The sequence below is a fragment of the Bradyrhizobium yuanmingense genome, assembly GCF_029167105.1.
GTDB lineage: Bacteria > Pseudomonadota > Alphaproteobacteria > Rhizobiales > Xanthobacteraceae > Bradyrhizobium > Bradyrhizobium yuanmingense_A.
The window spans coordinates 301,649-321,852 of record NZ_JARFML010000005.1; the positions used below are offsets into that span (position 1 = coordinate 301,649).

General features: G+C 65.5%; 25 protein-coding genes and 1 pseudogene. 8 read left to right on the top strand and 18 right to left on the bottom strand.

Annotated elements, in window-relative coordinates:
* Nucleotides 1-3: 3 nt before the first annotated feature.
* The 4 genes from P0R31_RS09540 to P0R31_RS09555 all read right to left on the bottom strand — a co-directional run bounded on the left by P0R31_RS09540 (nt 4) and on the right by P0R31_RS09555 (nt 2,478).
* Nucleotides 4-459, bottom strand: a complete 456-nt coding sequence (locus tag P0R31_RS09540) for a Fur family transcriptional regulator (protein ID WP_109141846.1) — start codon at nt 457-459, stop codon at nt 4-6.
* A 39-nt stretch (nt 460-498) separates the two neighbouring features.
* Nucleotides 499-984, bottom strand: coding sequence for a ribosomal protein S18-alanine N-acetyltransferase (rimI, locus tag P0R31_RS09545; RefSeq protein WP_036008947.1), 486 nt, complete (start codon nt 982-984; stop codon nt 499-501).
* Nucleotides 981-1,676 (bottom strand): tRNA (adenosine(37)-N6)-threonylcarbamoyltransferase complex dimerization subunit type 1 TsaB, encoded by a 696-nt coding sequence (tsaB, locus tag P0R31_RS09550; protein WP_275513847.1) that lies wholly within the window; start codon nt 1,674-1,676, stop codon nt 981-983. Before tsaB ends, rimI begins: the two co-directional genes overlap by 4 nt.
* A 160-nt stretch (nt 1,677-1,836) precedes the next feature.
* On the bottom strand, nt 1,837-2,478 hold the full coding sequence (locus tag P0R31_RS09555) for a carbonic anhydrase (protein WP_275513848.1): 642 nt from the start codon (nt 2,476-2,478) through the stop codon (nt 1,837-1,839).
* 102 nt (nt 2,479-2,580) lie between these two features.
* Between P0R31_RS09555 and P0R31_RS09560 the strand changes: the two genes are divergently transcribed.
* The gene (locus P0R31_RS09560; protein ID WP_275513849.1) at nt 2,581-3,462 is read left to right on the top strand and encodes an HpcH/HpaI aldolase/citrate lyase family protein; all 882 of its coding nucleotides are present in this window, start codon (nt 2,581-2,583) and stop codon (nt 3,460-3,462) included.
* Nucleotides 3,459-4,120, top strand: a pseudogene (locus P0R31_RS09565) (HAD hydrolase-like protein). The gene P0R31_RS09560 and the pseudogene P0R31_RS09565 overlap by 4 nt, the downstream one beginning before the upstream one ends.
* A 168-nt stretch (nt 4,121-4,288) precedes the next feature.
* On the opposite strand, the gene P0R31_RS09570 reads toward P0R31_RS09565, so the two are convergent.
* Complete coding sequence (locus P0R31_RS09570) at nt 4,289-5,044, bottom strand: SDR family NAD(P)-dependent oxidoreductase (protein WP_275513850.1); 756 nt, start codon at nt 5,042-5,044, stop codon at nt 4,289-4,291.
* Nucleotides 5,045-5,238: 194 nt separating this feature from the next.
* Between P0R31_RS09570 and P0R31_RS09575 the strand changes: the two genes are divergently transcribed.
* Complete coding sequence (locus P0R31_RS09575; protein WP_275513851.1) at nt 5,239-6,132, top strand: AraC family transcriptional regulator; 894 nt, start codon at nt 5,239-5,241, stop codon at nt 6,130-6,132.
* A gap of 11 nt (nt 6,133-6,143) precedes the next feature.
* Nucleotides 6,144-6,917 (top strand): N-acyl homoserine lactonase family protein, encoded by a 774-nt coding sequence (locus P0R31_RS09580; protein WP_430516814.1) that lies wholly within the window; start codon nt 6,144-6,146, stop codon nt 6,915-6,917.
* 10 nt (nt 6,918-6,927) lie between these two features.
* On the opposite strand, the gene P0R31_RS09585 is transcribed toward P0R31_RS09580, so the two are convergent.
* The 4 genes from P0R31_RS09585 to P0R31_RS09600 all read right to left on the bottom strand — a co-directional run bounded on the left by P0R31_RS09585 (nt 6,928) and on the right by P0R31_RS09600 (nt 9,657).
* Entirely contained in the window at nt 6,928-7,347 is a 420-nt protein-coding gene (locus P0R31_RS09585; protein WP_275513853.1) for a hypothetical protein, read from the bottom strand.
* 341 nt (nt 7,348-7,688) lie between these two features.
* Nucleotides 7,689-8,474, bottom strand: a complete 786-nt coding sequence (locus P0R31_RS09590) for a hypothetical protein (RefSeq protein WP_275513854.1) — start codon at nt 8,472-8,474, stop codon at nt 7,689-7,691.
* A 79-nt stretch (nt 8,475-8,553) separates the two neighbouring features.
* A complete protein-coding gene (gene leuD / locus P0R31_RS09595) occupies nt 8,554-9,159 on the bottom strand; it encodes a 3-isopropylmalate dehydratase small subunit (protein ID WP_027573022.1) in 606 nt (201 codons plus the stop codon).
* Between the two features lie 99 nt (nt 9,160-9,258).
* The gene (locus P0R31_RS09600) at nt 9,259-9,657 is read right to left on the bottom strand and encodes a metallopeptidase family protein (RefSeq protein WP_275513855.1); all 399 of its coding nucleotides are present in this window, start codon (nt 9,655-9,657) and stop codon (nt 9,259-9,261) included.
* 157 nt (nt 9,658-9,814) lie between these two features.
* Between P0R31_RS09600 and P0R31_RS09605 the strand changes: the two genes are divergently transcribed.
* The 3 genes from P0R31_RS09605 (at nt 9,815) to P0R31_RS09615 (ending at nt 11,100) form a co-directional block, all read left to right on the top strand.
* Nucleotides 9,815-10,093 (top strand): hypothetical protein, encoded by a 279-nt coding sequence (locus P0R31_RS09605; protein WP_275513874.1) that lies wholly within the window; start codon nt 9,815-9,817, stop codon nt 10,091-10,093.
* Nucleotides 10,094-10,119: 26 nt separating this feature from the next.
* Nucleotides 10,120-10,377 (top strand): hypothetical protein, encoded by a 258-nt coding sequence (locus P0R31_RS09610; RefSeq protein WP_275513856.1) that lies wholly within the window; start codon nt 10,120-10,122, stop codon nt 10,375-10,377.
* Nucleotides 10,378-10,557: 180 nt separating this feature from the next.
* Complete coding sequence (locus P0R31_RS09615) at nt 10,558-11,100, top strand: hypothetical protein (protein WP_275513857.1); 543 nt, start codon at nt 10,558-10,560, stop codon at nt 11,098-11,100.
* A 132-nt stretch (nt 11,101-11,232) separates the two neighbouring features.
* On the opposite strand, the gene P0R31_RS09620 is transcribed toward P0R31_RS09615, so the two are convergent.
* The 7 genes from P0R31_RS09620 to ffh form a co-directional block, all read right to left on the bottom strand.
* Entirely contained in the window at nt 11,233-11,439 is a 207-nt protein-coding gene (locus P0R31_RS09620; RefSeq protein ID WP_275513858.1) for a hypothetical protein, read from the bottom strand.
* A gap of 90 nt (nt 11,440-11,529) precedes the next feature.
* A complete protein-coding gene (gene leuC / locus P0R31_RS09625; protein WP_275513859.1) occupies nt 11,530-12,936 on the bottom strand; it encodes a 3-isopropylmalate dehydratase large subunit in 1,407 nt (468 codons plus the stop codon).
* 444 nt (nt 12,937-13,380) lie between these two features.
* On the bottom strand, nt 13,381-13,761 hold the full coding sequence (gene rplS, locus P0R31_RS09630) for a 50S ribosomal protein L19 (protein WP_275513860.1): 381 nt from the start codon (nt 13,759-13,761) through the stop codon (nt 13,381-13,383).
* Between the two features lie 110 nt (nt 13,762-13,871).
* Nucleotides 13,872-14,615, bottom strand: a complete 744-nt coding sequence (trmD, locus tag P0R31_RS09635; protein ID WP_275513861.1) for a tRNA (guanosine(37)-N1)-methyltransferase TrmD — start codon at nt 14,613-14,615, stop codon at nt 13,872-13,874.
* A gap of 117 nt (nt 14,616-14,732) precedes the next feature.
* Entirely contained in the window at nt 14,733-15,290 is a 558-nt protein-coding gene (gene rimM, locus P0R31_RS09640; protein WP_275513875.1) for a ribosome maturation factor RimM, read from the bottom strand.
* Nucleotides 15,291-15,296: 6 nt separating this feature from the next.
* Nucleotides 15,297-15,629 carry a 30S ribosomal protein S16 gene (rpsP, locus tag P0R31_RS09645; protein ID WP_025032875.1) on the bottom strand — a complete coding sequence of 111 codons (333 nt, stop codon included), beginning with the start codon at nt 15,627-15,629 and terminating at the stop codon, nt 15,297-15,299.
* Between the two features lie 86 nt (nt 15,630-15,715).
* Nucleotides 15,716-17,263, bottom strand: coding sequence for a signal recognition particle protein (ffh, locus tag P0R31_RS09650; RefSeq protein WP_275513862.1), 1,548 nt, complete (start codon nt 17,261-17,263; stop codon nt 15,716-15,718).
* Between the two features lie 435 nt (nt 17,264-17,698).
* Between ffh and P0R31_RS09655 the strand changes: the two genes are divergently transcribed.
* A complete protein-coding gene (locus P0R31_RS09655; protein WP_275513863.1) occupies nt 17,699-18,763 on the top strand; it encodes an MBL fold metallo-hydrolase in 1,065 nt (354 codons plus the stop codon).
* Between the two features lie 214 nt (nt 18,764-18,977).
* Here the strand turns inward: P0R31_RS09655 and P0R31_RS09660 are convergent, their stop codons facing one another.
* Both P0R31_RS09660 and P0R31_RS09665 read right to left on the bottom strand, forming a co-directional pair.
* Nucleotides 18,978-19,682, bottom strand: coding sequence for an SIMPL domain-containing protein (locus P0R31_RS09660; RefSeq protein WP_275513864.1), 705 nt, complete (start codon nt 19,680-19,682; stop codon nt 18,978-18,980).
* Nucleotides 19,683-19,687: 5 nt separating this feature from the next.
* Nucleotides 19,688-20,204, bottom strand: a 517-nt coding sequence (locus P0R31_RS09665; protein WP_275513865.1) for a GyrI-like domain-containing protein, incomplete at its 5' end; no start/stop codon positions are given.

Here is a 20,204-nt window from a genome sequence, read left to right on the forward strand (position 1 = left end):
AAATCAATTCGTCGGCTTGTCGTCGTCGAGCGGGACGCAATAGAGCTCGAGCCGGTGATCGACCAGGCGATAGCCGAGCTTGCGGGCGATCTCCGCCTGCAGCTTTTCGATCTCCTCGGAGGTGAACTCGATCACCTTGCCGTCGCGCAGGTTGATGAGGTGGTCGTGATGGCTGTCGCGCATCTGCTCGTATCGCGCGCGGCCCTCGCGGAAATCGTGGCGTTCGATGATGCCGGCGTCCTCGAACAGCTTCACGGTGCGATAGACCGTCGAGATCGAGATCTTGTCGTCGACCGCAACGCAGCGCCGGTACAGTTCCTCGACATCGGGATGATCGATCGCTTCCGCCAGCACGCGGGCGATGACGCGGCGCTGCTCGGTCATGCGCATGCCCGTTGCGGCGCAGCGCGCCTCGATCTCGGATGCCTTGGACGCAGAAGAATGTTTCAGTGTGGTCATAGCGTTGTCTGCCTGGGCGGGCGCTTTCTGCCACCGATGTTACGACAAGTCACGCCGCATCAGAAGGGCGTTCAATTGTTCCCCGTTGGGCTGCTTATAGTAGCGATCGCGGCGTCCGACCACCACGAATCCGGCTCGATCGTAAAGCCGCCGCGCCGGCTGGTTGTTCTCCTCCACTTCCAGAAATATTGTGCGTACGCCGCGCCCGGCGAGGTGGCCGAGATGGGTCATCAGCAGCGTGCGGGAGAGGCCGCGGCCGCGATAAGCCCCGTCCACCGCGATCGAGAGAATCTCCGCTTCGTCCGCGCCGATCCGCGACACCGCAAAGCCGATCGTCTTGCGGCCGAGCCGCAAGCGATGCACCAGCGTGTTGCGCTCGCTCATCATGCTCTCGAACTCGCCTTCGCCCCAGCCGTGCGCGAAGGAGGCGCCGTGCAGCTGCGCGAGGCGCGCGGCATCGCGCATGGTCGCGGGTTCGACGGCGGCGGTGCCGCCGCGCCACCACTCCGACAGCCATCCCATCATGAGGTCGCGGCTTGTGCTGCGAGCAGCGTCCGTGCCGCCGGCTTGGCGTCGGGCGCTTTCAGATAGAACGGCCGCGCTGGCATGGTGTCGGGATTGGCCGCAGCGCCGAGCCAGGCGACCCAGCTGATGTCGGGCGCGGGCTGCGCGTCCACCGCGACGGGTTGCGGTGCTTCTTTCGGCCAGCGACCTGCGAGGATCTCGGCGGCATTGCCGACCAGATGCGGCGCGCCGAATTGCGAGGCCGCGATCGCCGCGTCGATGGCGGCGACAGCCGGCCGCACCAGCGGGCTGCCGTCGCCGGCGACGATCTGGAAATAGACGTGATCGTGCCGGGCATCGATGGCAGAGATCACCGGCGCCGTTCCGCTCTGGCCGACGACAGCGGCGGCATAGGCCGACAGCGTCGTCAGCCCGACCGCCGGCCGTTTCGCCGCCAGCGCAAGGCCCCGCGCCGCCGAGATGCCGACGCGCAGGCCGGTGAAGCTGCCGGGCCCGACGGTGACGGCGATGCGGTCGAGCGAGGTGAAGGAAAGGCCGGCCGATTGCATCACGCGCGCGATCATCGGCATCAGCGCCTCGGCATGGCCGCGCTTCATCAGCTGCGATTCCCGTGCGAGGAGCTGGCCGGCGTCGGTGTCGAGAACGGCGGTCGCGCAGGCTTCGAGCGCAGTATCGATGGCAAGGATCAGCATGATGGAGCAAATGGCGAGTGGCGAATGGAGAACACTCTAGCGAACCAGGCGCTCATCCGCCATTCGTCACGCACGATTTGCAGGCTCCCGATATGCCCTATTGCGGGCCGGCAAAGGGCGCGCCTTGCGGACAAGCCGCCTCGCCCGCCGGCGAGCAGGATTATCCCTCGCGTGCGTTCCTGAATTCCTTGGTCGCCTTGTCCAGCACGAACAGCGACCCCTCCGCCACGCCGAAATAGGCGCCGTGGGTCTGCATCTGGCCGCTCTCCACGGCCTTGCGGACGAACGGGAAGGTCATCAGGTTTTCCAGGCTGCGGAACACGGCGGCCTTCTCGATGCGCTCGACGAATTGCGCCATGGTCTCGTGCTCGCGCTGCTCGACCACCTCGCCCGGCTTGATGAACATCTGCATCCAGCGGCCGATGAAGTCGCCAGGCGTGAGCGGCTCGATCTTGTCGATGAAGGCACGGATGCCGCCGCATTGGGCGTGGCCGAGCACCACGATGTGCTTCACCTTCAGCACCGTCACCGCAAATTCCAGCGCTGCCGAGACGCCGTGCGCGCCTTCGTCAGGCTGATAGGTCGGCACCAGATTGGCGATGTTGCGGACGACGAACAGCTCGCCCGGTCCCGCGTCGAAGATCACCTCGGGGGAGACCCGGGAGTCGCAGCAGCCGATCACCATGGTCTCCGGCGACTGCCCCTTCACCGACAGCTCGCGGTAGCGGTTCTGCTCGGTCGGCAGCCGCTGGGTGGCGAAGGCCTTGTAGCCTTCCAGCAAATGCTTCGGGAATGTCGTCATGGCCCATGCCTAATCACATACCGCCAAGGCCGACAAGCCTTTCGAATGGGCAGGCCAAATGCTATCGGCTGGGGGGACGACAGACCAGGAAGGAACGCCAGCATGACCCGCCCGCGCCGCAGCCATCTGTTCATGCCCGGCTCCAACCCGCGCGCGCTGGAAAAGGCGCGCAATCTCGCCGCCGACGGCCTGATCCTCGACCTCGAGGATTCCGTCGCTCCCGAGGCCAAGGCGGCGGCGCGCGACGGCATTGCGGCGGCGATCGCCGCCAAGGGTTTTGGCAGGCGCGAGGTCCTGATCCGGACCAACGGCCTCGATACGCCCTGGTGGCCGGATGACGCCGCCATGGCCGCCAAGGCCTCGCCGGACGGAATCCTGGTTCCAAAAGTTTCGAGCGTCGAGGATCTCGACGCCATCGGCCGCAAGCTGGCCGAACTCGGCGCCGCGCCGACCGTCAAGGTCTGGGCCATGATCGAGACCGCGCGCGCCGTGCTGCACGCCGAGGAACTGGCCGCCGCCGGCCGCGATCCCTCGCGCCGTCTCTCGGGCTTCGTGTTCGGCCCGAACGACATCTCGCGCGAGACGCGGATCCGGATGCTGCCCGGCCGCGCCGCGATGATCCCGATGATCACCCATTGCATCCTGGCGACGCGCGCGCACGGCCTCGAGATCCTCGACGGCCCCTACAGCGACATCGCCAATTCCGACGGATTCGCCACCGAATGCGCGCAGGGCCGCGACCTCGGCTTCGACGGCAAGACGCTGATCCACCCTTCCCAGATCGACGCCTGCAACGCCATCTTCACCCCGCCGGAAGAGGAGGTCGCCCGCGCGCGAAAGATCATCGCGGCGTTCGAACTCCCGGAGAACGCCTCGCGCGGTGCGATCCGCCTGGATGGTGCGATGGTGGAACGCCTGCACGCCGACATGGCCCGGCGCACCATCGCGATTGCGGACGCGATCGCGGCGATGGGGAAGGGCTGAAGGTGCGCTCTCGCTCCGTCCTGCTGGATCTCGACGGAACGCTGGTGGATTCGCGGCCCGGCTCGTGGCGAGCTGCTCAGCCGCATTGCGGGCGCTAGGACACGATCCCGGCGATGCGCCCGAGATAACCATCGGGTCGCCGCTCGAAGACATCCTGCGAATCCTGCTGGCGGCGTACGGCGACGATCGAATCGATCAAGCCGCCGTTGCCTATCGCGAGCACTATGGCCACGCCGGTCTGCTCGGAAGCGAGATCTATCCCGGAATCGGCGCAGCGATCGAGGACATGCGGCGCGCCGGACTGCGGATCTATCTCGCTACATCGAAGCGCCAGGTTTTCGCGCAACGCATTCTGCAGAACCTGAACCTGGCGATGCATTTCGACGGCATCTACGGTTCAACGCCGGGCGGCAGTCTGGATCACAAGCCGGAGCTGCTCGCCCATATCCTGTCCGATCAGAACATCTCCGTTGCGCATTGCCTCATGGTCGGCGATCGTCGCCACGACATCGTCGGTGCTCATGCCGTCGAGATGCGCAGCGTCGGCGTGCTCTGGGGTTATGGCAGCCGGGATGAGTTGGAGACGGCAGGCGCAGATCAATTGGTGGAACAGCCTGCTGACCTCGCGCGCGCGGTTCTGTCGATGGTGAACGGATAGCCGACGCCGCCTCACCGCGGCGGCGAGGTCGGCACGCTCGATCGTCTCCCGCGTTGGCGCAACGACCGTGGTAGGTCCCCGCGGCGGTACCGTCGGCGAGATCGCGCGATGGGGTAGTGGGGCGCGCACTCCGTCGCCTCGCGACGAAGTGCGCAAGCGCCGCCGCACTCAGATCGTCTGTCCGCCGGACACCTCGATGCGCTGCGCCGTGACCCAGCGGTTGTCGGGACCGAGCAGGCTCGCGACCATCGGCCCGATATCGTCGGGCACACCGACGCGGCCAAGCGCGGTCATTTGTGCGAACTGCTTGTTCAAATCCGGCATGTCGCGGACGGCGCCGCCGAGGAAGTCGGTCTCGATCGCGCCCGGCGCGACGACGTTGGCGGTGATGCCGCGTTCGCCGAATTCTTTTGCCATGTAGACGGTCAGAACCTCGATCGCGCCCTTGGCAGCGGCATAGGCCGAGAAGCCGGGGAAAGACACGCGTGTCAGCCCGCTCGAGAAGTTGACGATCCGGCCATTGTCGGCAAGCAGCGGCAGCAAGGCCTGGGTCAGAAAGAACGGCCCTTTGACATGGGTGTCGAAGAGCGCGTCGAACTGCTGCTCCGTCGTTTCGGCCAAGGCGGCCATTTCGCCCTGGCCGGCATTGTTGACGAGATGATCGAACCTCTCGGTGTGCCAGTGCTCCGCCAGCGCCGACCGGACCTTTGCGGCGAACGCCGGAAAGGTCGATACGGAGGTGACGTCGAGTTGGAGCGCGACCGCTTTTCGGCCGAGCGCCTCGATCTCGGTGACGACCTCGCGGGCGGCGGCGCCGCCGCTGCGATAGGTCACGATGACGTCGCCGCCGCGACGCGCGATGGCGATTGCGGTATTGCGGCCAAGGCCCCGGCTGGCGCCGGTGACGAGAGAAATGGTGGGCATTTGGAGCCTCCTCGTGAAGTTTCGGTGGGCCCTTTCTGCCTGTGATCGAGCATCCGATGTTGCCGGATCCTGTGATCGTCTTGCCCAATCCTCCAGGAATGCGGCCGGCCACAGGCTTGCCTGAAACTCCCGTCTTCTTGCCCGATCGCCCGCCGGCAATTGCTCGCGTGCCTGGCTCGGCCTAGATTGGGCGCGTGACAGAAACGTTGCTCCAGATCGCCAGCCGTTACGCCGCAGCTCACGCCGACGACAAAGGCCTTGCCTCAACGCCTTTCGCCGGCATCTCGATCATTCGCGAGACCGCGCCGAGCGCGCTGCAATTTGCGATTTGCAAGCCCCTAATCGCCTTGGTGCTGCAAGGTGCCAAGCGTGTTGCGGTCGGCGCCACGTCGTTCGACCTGGGTGCGGGCGATTCGCTGGTGATCTCGAGCGACGTGCCGACGGTCAGCCAGATCACGCGCGCCACAGCCGCGGTGCCCTATTTGTCGCTCGTCGTCGAGCTCGATCCCATCGTCATCGAGGGGCTGGTCGTCGAGATGGGGGCCGCGCCTTATGTTCCGTCGCAGCCACTTCGGGTCGAGCCGACGGAGCGGGATGTGAGCGATGCGGCGCTGCGGTTGTTGCGCCTGATCGATCGGCCCTCGTCCGCCTCGATCCTCCAGAGCCAAGTGCTGCGGGAGCTGCATTATTGGCTGCTGGCCGGTCGGCACGGTGGCGCCATCAGGGCGCTCGGCATGGCCGACAGCCATGCGCAGCGGATCGGCCGTGCCGTTGCGATCATCCGCGCCGACTACGCCAAGCCTTTGCGTGTCGACCGGCTCGCCAAGGCCGCAGGGATGAGCCAGTCGGCATTTCACCTGCATTTTCGCAGCATCACGTCGCTGACCCCGCTTCAGTTCCAGAAGCAGCTTCGTCTGATCGAGGCGCGCCGCACCATGCTGGCCGATGGCGCAAGCATCGCAGTCGCCTCTCATCGGGTCGGCTATGAAAGCGTCACGCAGTTCACGCGGGAATATTGCCGATTGTTCGGCATGCCGCCGGGGCGCGACATGCGCGAGGCGAAGCGGCGCGTCGAATCGGCGGCTTGAAGAGTTTTCGAATGGCGACAATCGACCGGATCTACATCCTCGACGGAGGCATTGCGCAGGTCGAAGACGGTTCGATCTATTCTCCCGGCATCAATGTCGACATTCCCATGACGCTGAGCTGCAATGCCTATCTCATCCGCCACCGCGGTGAGTGGCTGATCTGGGATACGGGAATAGCGGATGAGCTGGCGAAGGTTCCGGAAGGGCGCATCATCGCACACGGCATACGCGGCATCGTGCGCCGCCCTCTCGCGGATCAGTTGGATGAAATCGGGGTGCGACCCCGCGATATCGGCACGATCCTCCTCTCTCACGCGCATTTCGATCACGTCGGAAATGTCGACCTGTTCGAAAACGCAAGATGGATCGCTCAGCGGGCCGAGTTCGAAGCCATGTTCGGACCTGACCCCGACGAGTTCGGCTACTCGCTGCAGCATTACAAGGCGTTGCAGGAGCGGCCTTTCGAGATCGTCGATGGCGACCACGACATATTTGGCGACGGCGCGGTGCGCATGATCTTCACGCCCGGTCATACGCCCGGGCATTGCTCGCTGATGGCAAGGCTGCCGCGGCGCGGCGCCGTGCTGCTGAGCGGCGACGTCGCGCACAACGGAGAGAACCTCCGGCACATGCGCGTGCCATCGTTCAATGCCGACCCGCAGGCGACTATTGCGTCGATGGCCAAGGTGGTCGAGCTGCTACGCGTCGAGAACGCCGAAATCTGGATCAATCACGATACGGCGCAGAGCCAGGGGATGGCTTACGCGCCGAACTGGATCGAGTAACGCAGGTGCCTCACCGCGGGGCGTGTTCGGCGCGCTCGAGCGTCTCCAGCGTCGAGGCATTGGCGCAATAGCCGTGGTAATTCTCCGCGGCGGTGCCGTCAGCGAGATCGCGGTCGCACTGTCCCTTGTGATTGCAGAGCGAGCAGACCCGCTCGAGGTCGCGCAGCAGCAGCGGCTGCGCGCGGCCGAGCGCCTCAGTGCTGATGCCGAGCTGTTCGAGCATCTTCGGCAGCTCGTCGGCGGCGTGCTGGCCGTGACGGACCAGCTCCTCCAGATCGTCGGGCGCGATCCTGAGATCATTGGCAATCCGGTCGAAATCGGCGCGGTCGAGCTGCCGCATCTCGTTGATCTCGCGGCGGTGCTTCACCCAGTTCGCGAACGACTCGATGAGATCCTGGACGATGGGATAGGGCCTGGTTGCGGTGCTCATGGAAAGCTCCATTCGGACGATCGGAATTGGAGCGAGATAAGCACAATGATGCAGAAGCGCGTTGCGCTGGATCAAATAGGAAATGCGATACGGACATGGCTCTCGTGTCCCGGACGCGCTGCAGCGTGTCTGGGATGGGCACGATGATCGTAGGGAGTGCACAATTCCTACCACATCGTCATGGCGGGCTTGACCCGGCCATCCACGTCTTGCTGCGCAGTGCAAAGAACGTGGATGCCCGGGCCTTCGCCTCGCCGAAGCGGCTTCGACCGCGCAGGCGGGACAAGCCCGGGCATGACGACCTCTTACGCTGTTATGCGATCGTTCAAGGTAAAGGAGAGCTACCTGAACCGCTCCGTCGCCCAGGCATACAGGCTGCCCGGAATCGGCTTCTCGCCGCCGCGTCCCTTCGGCGAGATGTGCAGGCCGATGATGGCGGGGTCGGTGACCAGGCCGAGATAGCTCGAGGGATCGAAGAACAGTTTTGGCTCGGCATGCACGGCGTAGAACGATTGCTTCGGCAATGCGTTCTGCAACTCACCGGTGCGGCGCGCCAGCGCAGTGAGTGCCGCGGGCCCGTAGATCGCGACGCGAATATCGGCGAGCCGGTTCGAGCCGCCGCGCAGGCGGCGCATCATGAAGGTGATGCGGTGGCGCAGCGACAGCCAGTTCGGCGTCAGCTCCTCCTGCTCCATCAGCTCCTCGAAGGCGGCGACGATGCCGTGCGCGGGCGGCAGATAGAGCACGGAATTGCCGAGCTGGCGCGGCCGCTCCCAGGCGAAGTAGGGCTTTGCCGGATCGATCTCGACGGGCTTGAGCAGCAGCACGTCGGCGTCCAGCCAGAGGCCGAGGCCCTTCGCCATCAGCTTCATGCGGAAGAAGTCGCTGAACTGCAGAATGGTCCAGTCGCGCCAGCTGCCGTCCGGCTGCGGCGGCCGCAGGCGTTCGGAGAACGCGTGCGGCAGGATCGCCTCGGCCTCGGCATTTGCGACGCCGGCCGGCAGCCCGGGAATGGTGTCGAAGCTGTAGACCGTGACCTTGTGGCCGGCAGCCAATTGCGAGCGCAGACAGGTCTGGCGCAGCGCATCCATCGGGCCGTGCCAGAAGGTGACGATCTCGGGCAGCATGTGTGCAGCTATACGGGATAAGCAAGGCAAAGAAAAAGCCCCGGCGCTTGCGGCACCGGGGCTCAAACAAAACTTGCGATCAGGCCCAGGCGCGTTCGCGCTTGAGCTTGTCCTCGTAGGAGTCGATCGAGGCCTTCTTCTCCATGGTGAGGCCGATGTCGTCGAGGCCGTTGATCAGGCAGTGCTTGCGGAACGGATCGATCTCGAACTTGACCTTGCCGCCGTCGGGACCGCGGATCTCCTGGTTCGGCAGGTCGATCGTCAGCGTCGCATTGGCGCCGCGCTCGGCGTCGTCGAACAGCTTGTCGAGGTCTTCTTGGCTGACACGGATCGGCAGAATGCCGTTCTTGAAGCAATTGTTGTAGAAGATGTCGCCGAACGAGGTCGAGATCACGCAGCGGATGCCGAAGTCGAGCAGCGCCCAGGGCGCGTGCTCGCGGCTGGAGCCGCAGCCGAAATTGTCGCCGGCGACCAGCACCTTCGCATTGCGATAGGCGGGCTGGTTGAGCACGAAGTCCGGGTTCTCGCTGCCGTCGTCCTTGTAGCGCTGCTCGGAGAAGAGCCCCTTGCCAAGGCCGGTGCGCTTGATGGTCTTGAGGTACTGCTTCGGAATGATCATGTCGGTGTCGACATTGATGATCTTCAGCGGCGCCGCGACGCCTTCCAGCGTGGTGAACTTGTCCATGGTTGCGCTTTCCGCACGTGGTTCAGGGAGCCGCTATTTATCGTGTCCGGGGCCTGAATCCTAGGCCGAATTGGGCAGGGCTCGTCTGCTTGGCGGCCCTTACTCCGCCTTAGCCTCGATCGCGGCCATATCGTCGTCCGACAGGCCGAAATGGTGGCCGATCTCGTGGATCAGGACGTGGCGGACGATGTGGCCGAGGCTTTCGTCGTGCTCGGCCCAATAGTCCAGGATCGGACGGCGGTAGAGCCAGACCATGTTGGGCAGCCGCGCTACGTCGCCAAAGCTCTGCTGGGGCAGGCCGACGCCCTGGAACAGGCCGAGCAGATCGAACTCGCTCTCGCATTCCATCTCGTCCAGGACCTCCTCGGTCGGGAAGTCGTCGACTCGGACGATCACGCCCTCGCAGAGCTTGCGAAACTCCGCCGGCAGGCGCTCAAACACATCGTGAGCCATCGCCTCCATCTCGGCGAGCGAAGGGGCTTTCAATTCCGTCCACATGAGCACCTCTTAGCGCGGGTTTCCCGCTGATGCATCTGGCTTTATAAGCGCGGCGAGGTTGACGGGCGCCGCCAAAACGGGGAGCGTGGGGCGATCGATGGGACGGTTCAGGGTGGGCGGAAAAATGCGAACGAAAACAGCGCTGACTCTACTGTGCATGGGGTTGTTTTCGCAGTCTTGCGTTGGTGCCGAGGCGCAGACCGCCACCAGTTCCGGAATCCGGATGGCCCAACTGGTCTCGCCGGACGATGTCCCCCCGCCGCGGAAGCGACCGCGCCTGCGCGTCACGCCCTATTACAGCCCGGATGGCATCTATCCCCGCTACAATCCCGGCCCCGACGCGGTCCGGGTCTGCAACGCCACCTATGTGCAGGAGTACCGGCCGAGCGGCACGGTGATCGTGCCGCGCGTGAGCTGCTACTGGCGCCGGGGCTGACTTCGCAGCGACCTCGTGAGGGTGTGATGGCGAGATGGATCGCATTGGCAATTGCCGCCGCGCTGGCCGCCGGACTGCCTCGCGCGTCCGCCGCGCCAAGGGCGACGATCCCGGAGGCGTCGGCGGGGATCGCGGTTTTCGATGTGCGACACGCGCGAGCCCGTGACATTGGGCGGCCTGCTCTGCGCCGCGATCCGCGGTACTACGCGCGGCCTGTCTCCTATCGTCCCTATCCCTACGGCGTGCCGGCACCGTTCGTCTTCACCTACGGGCCCTTCTGGTAAGGCGCCGCGTCGGCTTTGCGATCGCGCGAGGCACGGCGTCGCAGCGCGCCGCCGCGCCTTGTTCATTCATGGCGCGTTCACATCGCTGTCCGCAACTTGATCCCGGCAGCGACCGCAATTGAACGGCAATGGCGCGGCCGAGACGTTGCAGCTCTGCTGTCCGGATTCAGGGAGGATTCCATGCTGAGGATGTTTGGCCGCGGGGTCGGCTCGGTGCGCCTGCTCGGGCTTGCGGCCGCCGCGACGCTGATGCTGTCGGCCGGCAGCGCGCGTCGCGCTGAAGCGCTCACGTTGATCAATCCGGCCACGTCGCTCGCGGCGAAGGTCGCGACCGAGGATCTCGTCACGCAGGTTCGCCAGGGTGGGCATGGCGGACATCGTGGCGGCGGGCATTTTCACGGCGGCGGTTTTCGCGGCGGCGGCGGACATATCGGCCGCGGTTTTCATGGCGGCGGCTTCCGTGCCGCGCCGGCCTTTCACCACAGACATGTCGGCATCCATCGCCATGGCGGCTTTCGCTACGGCGGATATGGCGGGGTCCACCGGCACTGGGGCCATCATCGCCCCCATTACGGCTATCGTCACGTCCACCGCCGCTATTATGTCGGCGGCTACTATCCCTCCTATCACTACCCGCGCCGCTGCCGGATCATCTGGACCTATTACGGCCCGCGCCGCGTCTGCCACTGGCCGCGCTGGCACTATCCGTACCGGTACTATTGATGATGTAGGTTGACGTCATCCCGGGGCTCGCGGAGCGAGAACTCAGGTGCGCGCTTGCGCACACCTGAGGATCTCGAGATTCCGGGTCTGGCGCTTCCGCGCCATCCCGGAATGACGTCGGTGTTGGGTCGCCTAAAGCCAATCCTTCAGCTTCCACGACGAAGCCTTCCACCGCATCAGATTCTCCAGCTTCCATTGCTTGAACATCGCCGGTGGCCAGCGGCTGAGCTTGGAGGTCTCCCCGACCTCCGGCCTCGCGACGATGCGCAACGGTGCGCGTCGCCGGTGCTGGCGCGTGGCCTCGCTGATGAGATCGACATATTCCGGCTTGTTGGCCATGACGTGTCCTCGCGAAACCGTCGCGAGGACATCGTCGGCGCCGCCGATTAACGACGCTTTGCCGCGATCGCTACAATTGCAGGAACCGGCTTAGCGCCAGTCCCTGACGTCGACGAAGTGACCCGCGATCGCCGCCGCCGCCGCCATCGCCGGCGACACCAGATGGGTGCGGCCCTTGAAGCCCTGACGGCCCTCGAAATTGCGGTTCGAGGTCGAGGCGCAGCGCTCTTCCGGCTTCAGCTTGTCCGGGTTCATGGCAAGGCACATCGAGCAGCCCGGCTCGCGCCATTCGAAGCCGGCCTTGATGAAGATCTTGTCGAGGCCCTCGGCTTCCGCCTGCTCCTTCACGATGCCGGAGCCCGGCACGACCATGGCGTTGACGTTGGCGTTGACGGTCTTGCCTTCCGCGATCTTCGCGGCCGCGCGCAGATCCTCGATGCGGCCGTTGGTGCAGGAGCCGATGAAGACGCGGTCGAGCTTGATGTCCGTGATCTTGGTGCCCGCGGTCAGGCCCATGTACTTCAGCGCGCGATGCTTGGAGATGCGCTTGGCCTCGTCCGCGATCTTATCAGGGTCGGGCACGATGCCGGTCACGGAGATGACGTCTTCAGGCGAGGTACCCCAGGTCACGATCGGCGGCAGCTTTGCCGCATCGAGGCGCAGCTCGTGGTCGAAATGCGCGCCCTCGTCGGAGTGCAAGTTCTCCCAATAGCGCATCGCCGCATCCCAGGCCGCGCCCTTCGGCGCCTTGGGGCGGTCGCGCAGGAAGTCGAATGCCTTCTGGTCCGGCGCGACCAGGCCGGCGCGCGCGCCGCCTTCGATCGACATGTTGCAGACCGTCATGCGGCCTTCCATCGAGAGCGCGCGGATCGCCTCGCCGGCATATTCCAGCACGTAGCCGGTGCCGCCGGCGGTGCCGATCTCGCCGATGATGGCCAGGATGATGTCCTTGCCCGTCACGCCATCCGGCAATTTGCCGTCGACGGTGACGCGCATGTTCTTGGCCTTCTTCTGGATCAGCGTCTGCGTCGCCAGCACATGCTCGACCTCGGATGTGCCGATACCGTGCGCGAGCGCGCCGAATGCGCCATGCGTCGAGGTGTGGCTGTCACCGCAGACGATGGTGGTGCCGGGCAGCGTAAAACCCTGCTCGGGGCCGATGACGTGGACGATGCCCTGGCGCTTGTCGAACTCGTTGTAATATTCGATGCCGAATTCCTTGGCGTTCTCGGCCAGCGCCTTGATCTGCTCGATGCTTTCAGGGTCGGGATTCGGCTTGGTGCGGTCGGTGGTCGGCACGTTGTGGTCGACGACGGCCAGCGTCTTCTCGGGCGCGTGGACTTTGCGCCCCGTCGCGCGCAGGCCTTCGAACGCCTGCGGCGAGGTCACCTCGTGCACCAGGTGGCGGTCGATGTAGAGCAGGCAGGTGCCGTCCTCGGCTTCGTGCACCAGATGGTCGTTCCAGATCTTGTCGTACAATGTGGTCGGCTTGGACATGAGCTCGAGCTCCGGAGAATGTGTGTCAGCGATGAGCGCGGCAGAGCGCGCGGGCAACAAAATCGTCAGCGCAGCTTTCAGGCTGCGCGGCTAAGCTCTGACGTTGCCGAGGTCGCGAAGCGTCCGAAGAACCGGCCAGGCAGCCGCGAGCGATCGTCGATGACGATGCGCTGGATGGGGGCGAAGCTGGTCGGATCTGGAAACATTCTAGAAGCTATATAGCACGCGGAAGCTAAAGCGCGAGAGTTTCAGCTCGTCATTGCGAGCCACCAGGTCCGCGCTCAGCGCGGCCCGACGACGGGCTCCGCGAAGCAATCCAGAAATGCATCCGCGGAGACGGTCTGGATTGCTTCGTCGCAAGCGCTCCTCGCAATGACAGCAGAGCCAACAAAAAAGCGCGGAGCCGAGCCCCGCGCTTTCGAACGACTTGCCTGGTGGCGAAGCTTACTCGCCGACGGCAGCAGCGCGGTCCTGCTTCTCGACGATGCGGGCCGACTTGCCGCGCAGGTTGCGGAGATAATAGAGCTTGGCGCGACGCACCTTGCCGCGGCGCACCACCTTGATCGAGTCGATCATCGGGGAGAGCAGCGGGAACACGCGCTCGACGCCCTCGCCATAGGAGATCTTGCGCACGGTGAAGCTCTCGTTGAGGCCACCGCCGGAACGACCGATGCAGACGCCCTCATAGGCCTGCACGCGGGTGCGGTCGCCTTCGACGACCTTCACGTTGACGATCACGGTGTCGCCGGGGGCGAATTCCGGGATGTCCTTCGTTGCGGAGAGCTTCTCGAACTGCTCTTTTTCAAGCTGTTGGATCAGGTTCATGGGTAAATCTCCATCGGCGCGCCCAGCCCTGGAAACGGGGGGCTGCGCAAAATTCGTCTATCCAGCCATTGCGGATTTGGCCGCTCCTATAAGGCAAGCCGGAGCGTTTGTCACCCGTCTGTCTTGTTTTTTGGCGATTTTTGGCCGCTCCTCCGATTCGCGGCCTTTTCCCACAAATCCGGGCGCCGGGCGGCCGTCAGGGCCTCGGATTCGGCCCGCCGCCAGGCGGCCACCTTGGCGTGGTCGCCGGAGGTGAGGGTGGCCGGGATCGGGACCCCCTCGAACAGCTGCGGGCGGGTGTATTGGGGGTATTCGAGCAGGCCGTCCGAAAAACTTTCCTCGGTTCCCGAGGCCTCCTTGCCCATCACCCCCGGCAGCAGCCGGACGCAGGCGTCGATCAGGGCCAGAGCTGCGATTTCGCCCCCGGACAGCACGTAATCGCCGATCGAGATCTCTTCCAGGCCGCGCCCGTCGATCACCCGCTGGTCCACCCCCTCGAACCGCCCGCAGACGATCAGGGGGCCGGGGCCTTGGGCGAGCTCTGTGACGCGGGCCTGGGTCAATGGCCGACCGCGCGGGCTCATCAGGAGGCGGGGACGCTCAGGCGCGATCTCGGCGGCATCGATCGCCGCCGCCAGGACGTCCGCCCGCAACACCATGCCCGGGCCGCCGCCGGCAGGCGTGTCGTCGACGCTGCGATGGCGGTCGGTCGCGGAGGCCCGGATGTCCCGCGCCTCGATCTGCCAGAGGCCGGACGCGAGCGCCCGGCCGGCGAGGCTCACGCCGAGCGGCCCCGGAAACATCTCCGGAAACAGCGTCAGCACCGTCGCGCGCCAGGGTGAGGGGTTGGTCATTGCATCCTAATCTCGTCGTCCCGGGGCGCGCGAAGCGCGAGCCCGGGACCCATAACCACCGCAGCCCGTATTGCGATGGCTGGAGCGATCAGCTTAGCGAAAAATTCCGGCCTGTGGTTATGGGTCCCGGCCTTCGCCGGGACGACTCGCGGAGGGATCTTCGTCCCGATCGCCCTCGATCTCCTGCGGCAGCGCGATGACGACGCGGCCGCCCTTGATATCGACCTCCGGCACCACCGCGTTGGAGAACGGCAGCAGCATCGTCGGGCCCTTGAGGGGCGCGATCTCGATGATGTCGCCTGCGCCGAAATTATGGATCGCGACGACGCGGCCGAGCGCATCGCCATCAGTTGTGACGCAGGCGAGCCCGATCAGATCGGTGTGGTAATATTCGTCCTCGTCCGTCGCGGGCAGTTTTTCGCGCGCGACGTAGAGCTCGATGCCGTTGAGGCGCTCGGCCTCATCGCGGGTCGCGACACCCTTGAATGTCGCGACCAGATGATCTTTGGCCTCGCGCACCGCTGCGATTTCGAACTGGCGCCGGCCGTCCTTGGTCGACAGCGGTCCGTAGCGGCTGATGGCGAAGGGATCCTCGGTGAAGGTCCACAGCTTGACCGCACCGCGCACACCATGCGCGGCGCCGATCCGCGCGACGCAGACCAGCGCCGACATGATCCGGCCTTACGCCTTGGCGGCGGCTTCGGCCTGCGCCTTGCGCTCCTTGCGCGGCACGGCCTTCTCGGGGTTGTTGCGGGCTTCGCGCTTCTTGACGCCGGCGGCATCGAGGAAACGCGCGACGCGGTCGGATGGCTGCGCGCCCTTGGCGAGCCAGGCCTTCACCTTGTCCATATCGAGCTTGAGGCGGGTCTCGTTGTCCTTCGGCAGCAGCGGATTGAAATGGCCGAGACGCTCGATGAAGCGGCCATCGCGCGGAAAGCGCGAATCGGCGACGACGACGTGATAGACGGGACGCTTCTTGGTGCCTGCGCGGGCGAGGCGGATAACGACGGACATTCAGTTCTCCTTCAAAGTACGTTTTGTTCGGTTGATTGGTATTTCCGCGCCGCCTGGGATGCTGATGATCCCGTGCGACGAATTCCTCATTTTTTCTTGCCGGGGAAGCCGCCCAGACCCGGAAGGGTCGGCTTGCCGCTGAGGCCCGTAAGCCCCGGCAAATTCGGTAGGCCCGAGCGAAGACCGGGCGGCAGATCCTTCGGCAGGCTGGGCAGGCCCTGCCCGCCGCCGCTCTGCATCTTTTCCTGCATCGCCTTCATCTCTTCCGGCGACGGCATCTTCATGCCGCCGCCAAAACCCATCGCCTGCGCGATGCCGGCGAGCGGGCCGCGCTTGCCTGAGCCCATGGCCTTCATCACGTCGGCCATGTTCCGGTGCATCTTCAAGAGCTTGTTGACGTGCTCGACGCTCTGGCCGCTGCCGGCCGCGATGCGCTTCTTGCGGCTGGCTTTCAGAAGGTCAGGGTGACGCCGCTCCTCACGTGTCATCGAATCGATGATCGCGACCTGGCGCTTCAAAATCTTGTCGTCGATGCCGGCCGCCGCGATCTGGTTCTTCATCTTGGAGATGCCGGGCATCATGCCCATCAGCCCGCTGATGCCGCCCATATTGGCCATCTGCAGCAGCTGCTCGCGCATGTCGTTGAGGTCGAACTGACCCTTGCGCATGCGCTCGGCGGTGCGCGCGGCTTTTTCGGCATCGATGTTGGCGGCGGCGCGCTCGACCAGCGAGACCACGTCGCCCATGCCGAGGATGCGGCCGGCGATGCGGTTGGGGTGGAAGTCTTCCAGCGCGTCGGTCTTTTCGCCGGTGCCGATCAGCTTGATCGGCTTGCCGGTGACGGCGCGCATCGACAGCGCGGCGCCGCCACGACCGTCGCCGTCAACGCGTGTGAGCACGATGCCGGTGAGGCCGACGCGCTGGTCGAACGAGCGCGCCAGATTCACCGCGTCCTGGCCGGTGAGCGAGTCCGCGACCAGCAGCACTTCATGCGGATTGGCCGCGGCTTTGATCGCGGCCGCCTCCGCCATCATCTCTTCGTCGAGCGTGGTGCGGCCGGCGGTGTCGAGCAGCACGATGTCGTAGCCGCCGAGCTTGCCGGCTTCCAGCGCGCGTTTGGCGATCTGCGGCGGTTGCTGGCCGGCAACGATTGGCAAAGTGGGAATGTCGAGGTCGCGGCCGAGCACGGCCAGCTGCTCCATCGCCGCCGGACGGTAGACGTCGAGCGAGGCCATCAAGACCTTGCGCTTGTCGCGCTGGACCAGGCGGCGGGCGAGCTTGGCGGTGGTGGTGGTCTTACCGGAGCCCTGCAGGCCGACCATCATGATCGGCACCGGCGGCACGGAATTGACGTCGATGGTCTGGCCTTCGGCGCCCAGTGTGTTGACCAGCTCGTCATGGACGATCTTGACCACCATCTGGCCGGGGGTGACCGACTTGACGACGGTGGCGCCGATCGCCTGCTCGCGCACGCGCTCGGTGAAGCTGCGGACCACCTCGAGCGCGACGTCGGCCTCCAGCAGTGCGCGGCGCACCTCGCGCATCGCGGCGTCGACGTCCTTTTCGGTCAGCGCACCGCGCCCCGTCAGACGATCGAGAATGCCACCAAGCCGTTCCGACAGATTGTCGAACAATGCCGTTGTCCTTCCTTACCTCTCCCGCCTGCGGGGGGAGGTCGCCGCCCTCTTGTGGCGGCGGGTGAGGGGGTACGGGACCATCTACGCGCACCACGCGCGGAGAGAGCCCCTCACCCCGACCCTCTCCCCGCAAAAGCAGGGCGAGGGAGCAGAAAACCAAACACCTTTGCGCCCGAGGGCGCACAGCGCTGTCGGGCGTTGACCTCCGGCCTCGAGGGCCGGTCGGCGGGTCGAAAAGAAAGCCTTTCCGAGAAAGTGGCGGGGTTAAACGCCGCTCCCGCCCAAAAGTCAAGGAAAGTTAGGGTGTCGGCCCGCCCTTGGTAAGGCAAGGTTCTGAGAACGTGATCCTTTTGGTCGCAGGTTCCTTTTCCGCCAGCCCCGCCCATATAGGCGGTGATGTCTTACCCCTCCGACCATTCCTAGAAGCCCGCCGTGCCGATCACCCGCCGCCGCCTTTTCGGACTATTCGCCGGAGCCGGTGCGCTGGTCGGCGTCCCCTCCCTCTGGATATCCCGCATGAAAACCTATGACGGTCCCGCCTCCGACCATTTCGACGGCCTGACCTTCTTCGACCCGGACGGGTCGCCGCCGAAATCGTTGCGCGAGGTGCTGCGCTGGCAGCTCGGCGGCAAGCGGCAGCGGGCGGCCTGGCCGGATTGGGCGCCCAGTCCCCATGCCGACACCCCGCCGGAGCGGGTCGACGGCGACAAGGTGCGGCTCTCCTTCGTCGGCCACGCCAGCTGGCTGATCCAGGCCGGCGGCCTCAACATCCTGGTCGATCCGGTCTGGTCGGAGCGGGTCTCGCCGGTCGCCTGGGCCGGGCCGAAACGGCACAACGACCCCGGCATCGCGTTCGAGAAGCTGCCGAAGATCGATGTCGTGCTGGTCTCGCACGGCCACTACGACCATCTCGACATCGCGACGCTGTCGCGGCTCACCAAGAATTTCGCCCCGCGCGTCGTCACCCCGCTCGGCAACGACGTCACCATGCGCAGCTGGGATTCCACGATCAAGGTGGAAGCGTTCGACTGGCACGACCGCGTCGAGCTCGGCGAAGGCGTCGCGGTGCATCTGGTGCCGACAAGGCACTGGACCGCGCGCGGCCTGTTCGACCGCAACAAGGCGCTGTGGGCGAGCTTTGTCCTGGAGACGCCGGCCGGGAAGATCTACGTGGTCTGCGATTCCGGTTACGGCGATGGCCGTCATTTCCGCCGCGTCGCCGAGAAGCACGGCAAGCTGCGCCTCGCCATCCTCCCGATCGGCGCCTACGAGCCGCGCTGGTTCATGCGCGACCAGCATATGAACCCGGAAGATGCGGTGAAGGCGCTGGCCGATTGCGGCGCGGAAGCCGCGCTCGGGCATCACCACGGCACGTTCCAGCTGACCGACGAAGCCATCGACGCGCCGGCGAAAGCGCTGGTCGAAGCGCTCGATGCAGCGAAGATTCCGCAGGAGCGGTTCGTTGCGATGCTGCCGGGGCAGGTGGTGGAGATCTGACGGCCTGCGCGGTTTACCTCCGCTCGTCGTCCCGGGGCGCGACAAAGTCGCGAGCCCGGGACCCATAACCACAGGGAGATGTTTGGCGAAGACTCGGAGTGACCAGCGTCGCGCCACACCGCTGCCTGTGGTTATGGGCCCCCGCCCCACGTGCGCAATTGCGCACTAGGCGGGGACGACAGCGAAATCGGAGCGCGCAGTGTGCCCCTTACGTCTACTGCGCCTGCTTGATCGCCCAGCTCACATTCACCGTCACCGTCAGCGTCTCCTCGCCGGGCGCAACTGCGGCCTGCGGGGCTGCGGCCATTGGCGCTGCCATGCGGCCCTTGAACAGCGGCACCGGGCCGCCGCCCTCGGTGACGCTGAGCGGCGCGCCCAGCGTCACACCGGCAGCCTTCGCGTAAATCTCCGCCTTGCGCCGCGCGTCGGCCACAGCCTGCTCGCGCGCATCATCAAGCAGCTTCGAGGCCTGCGTCACCTCGAAGGAGATATTGCCGATGTCGTTGGCGCCGGCGCCGACCAGCGTGTCGATGATGCCGGCCACCTTGGTCACGTCGCGGATCTTGACGGTGACGCGGTTGCTCGCGCGGAAGCCGACCACCGGCGAGGCGCCGGTGGATTTGTTCTGGCCGTATTGCGGCTGCAGCGACAGCCGCGAGGTCTGGTAGTCCTTCTCGGCGATGCCAGCGCTCTTCAGCGCCAGCAGCACCTTGCCCATCGCGGCGTTGTTGGCATCGGAAGCCTCTTTCGCTGTCTTGGCGTCGCTCGCGACACCGGCATCGATTTGCGCGAGATCGGGCGCTGCGGACACCGAGGCTTCGCCGCTCACCGAGATCGCGGAGGGAAAATCCTCGGCGCGCGCGGGCGCGGCGAGCAGTGTGGTGGCGAGGACGGCGGCAAGTAGGGCAGGCTTTTTCATCAGTCTCACTTCAGTGGCACGAAAACATTGATCACGAGCTTGTCCTCGGACGTCTTCAGGGGATCGGTGAGGTACTCCTCGATGAAGGTGTCCTTGGCTTCCAGCCTCTTGTCGTCGAGATGATTGGTGATCGCCTCATACGTATTGTCCATGTTGTCGTAGGAGCCGCGATGGACGAATTTCAGCGCCTTGCCTTCAGGCGATTTGCCGATGCTCATGTCCTTGGACAGGTTCTTCGGGTCCTGATCGACCGGGATCTCGGCAAGAAAGGTGAAGCCGGTATCGTCCGTCGAGGTGTAGACGATCATCGAATTGCCCGATGGCTTGATGCCCTGCTTGTCGAGCAGCGCGTTCAACGCCTTGAAGGCGTCGATCAGCGTGTCGAAAGCGGAGTCCCAATTGGCGGTGCCCTTGACCATCACGACCTTTTTCGACTCGAGCATGGTCTCGAGGCCAAAGGGATCGGCGGTCTGAACCGGGGCCGGCGTCGCAGCGGCTGCCGGGGGCGGGGCTGCCGGGGCG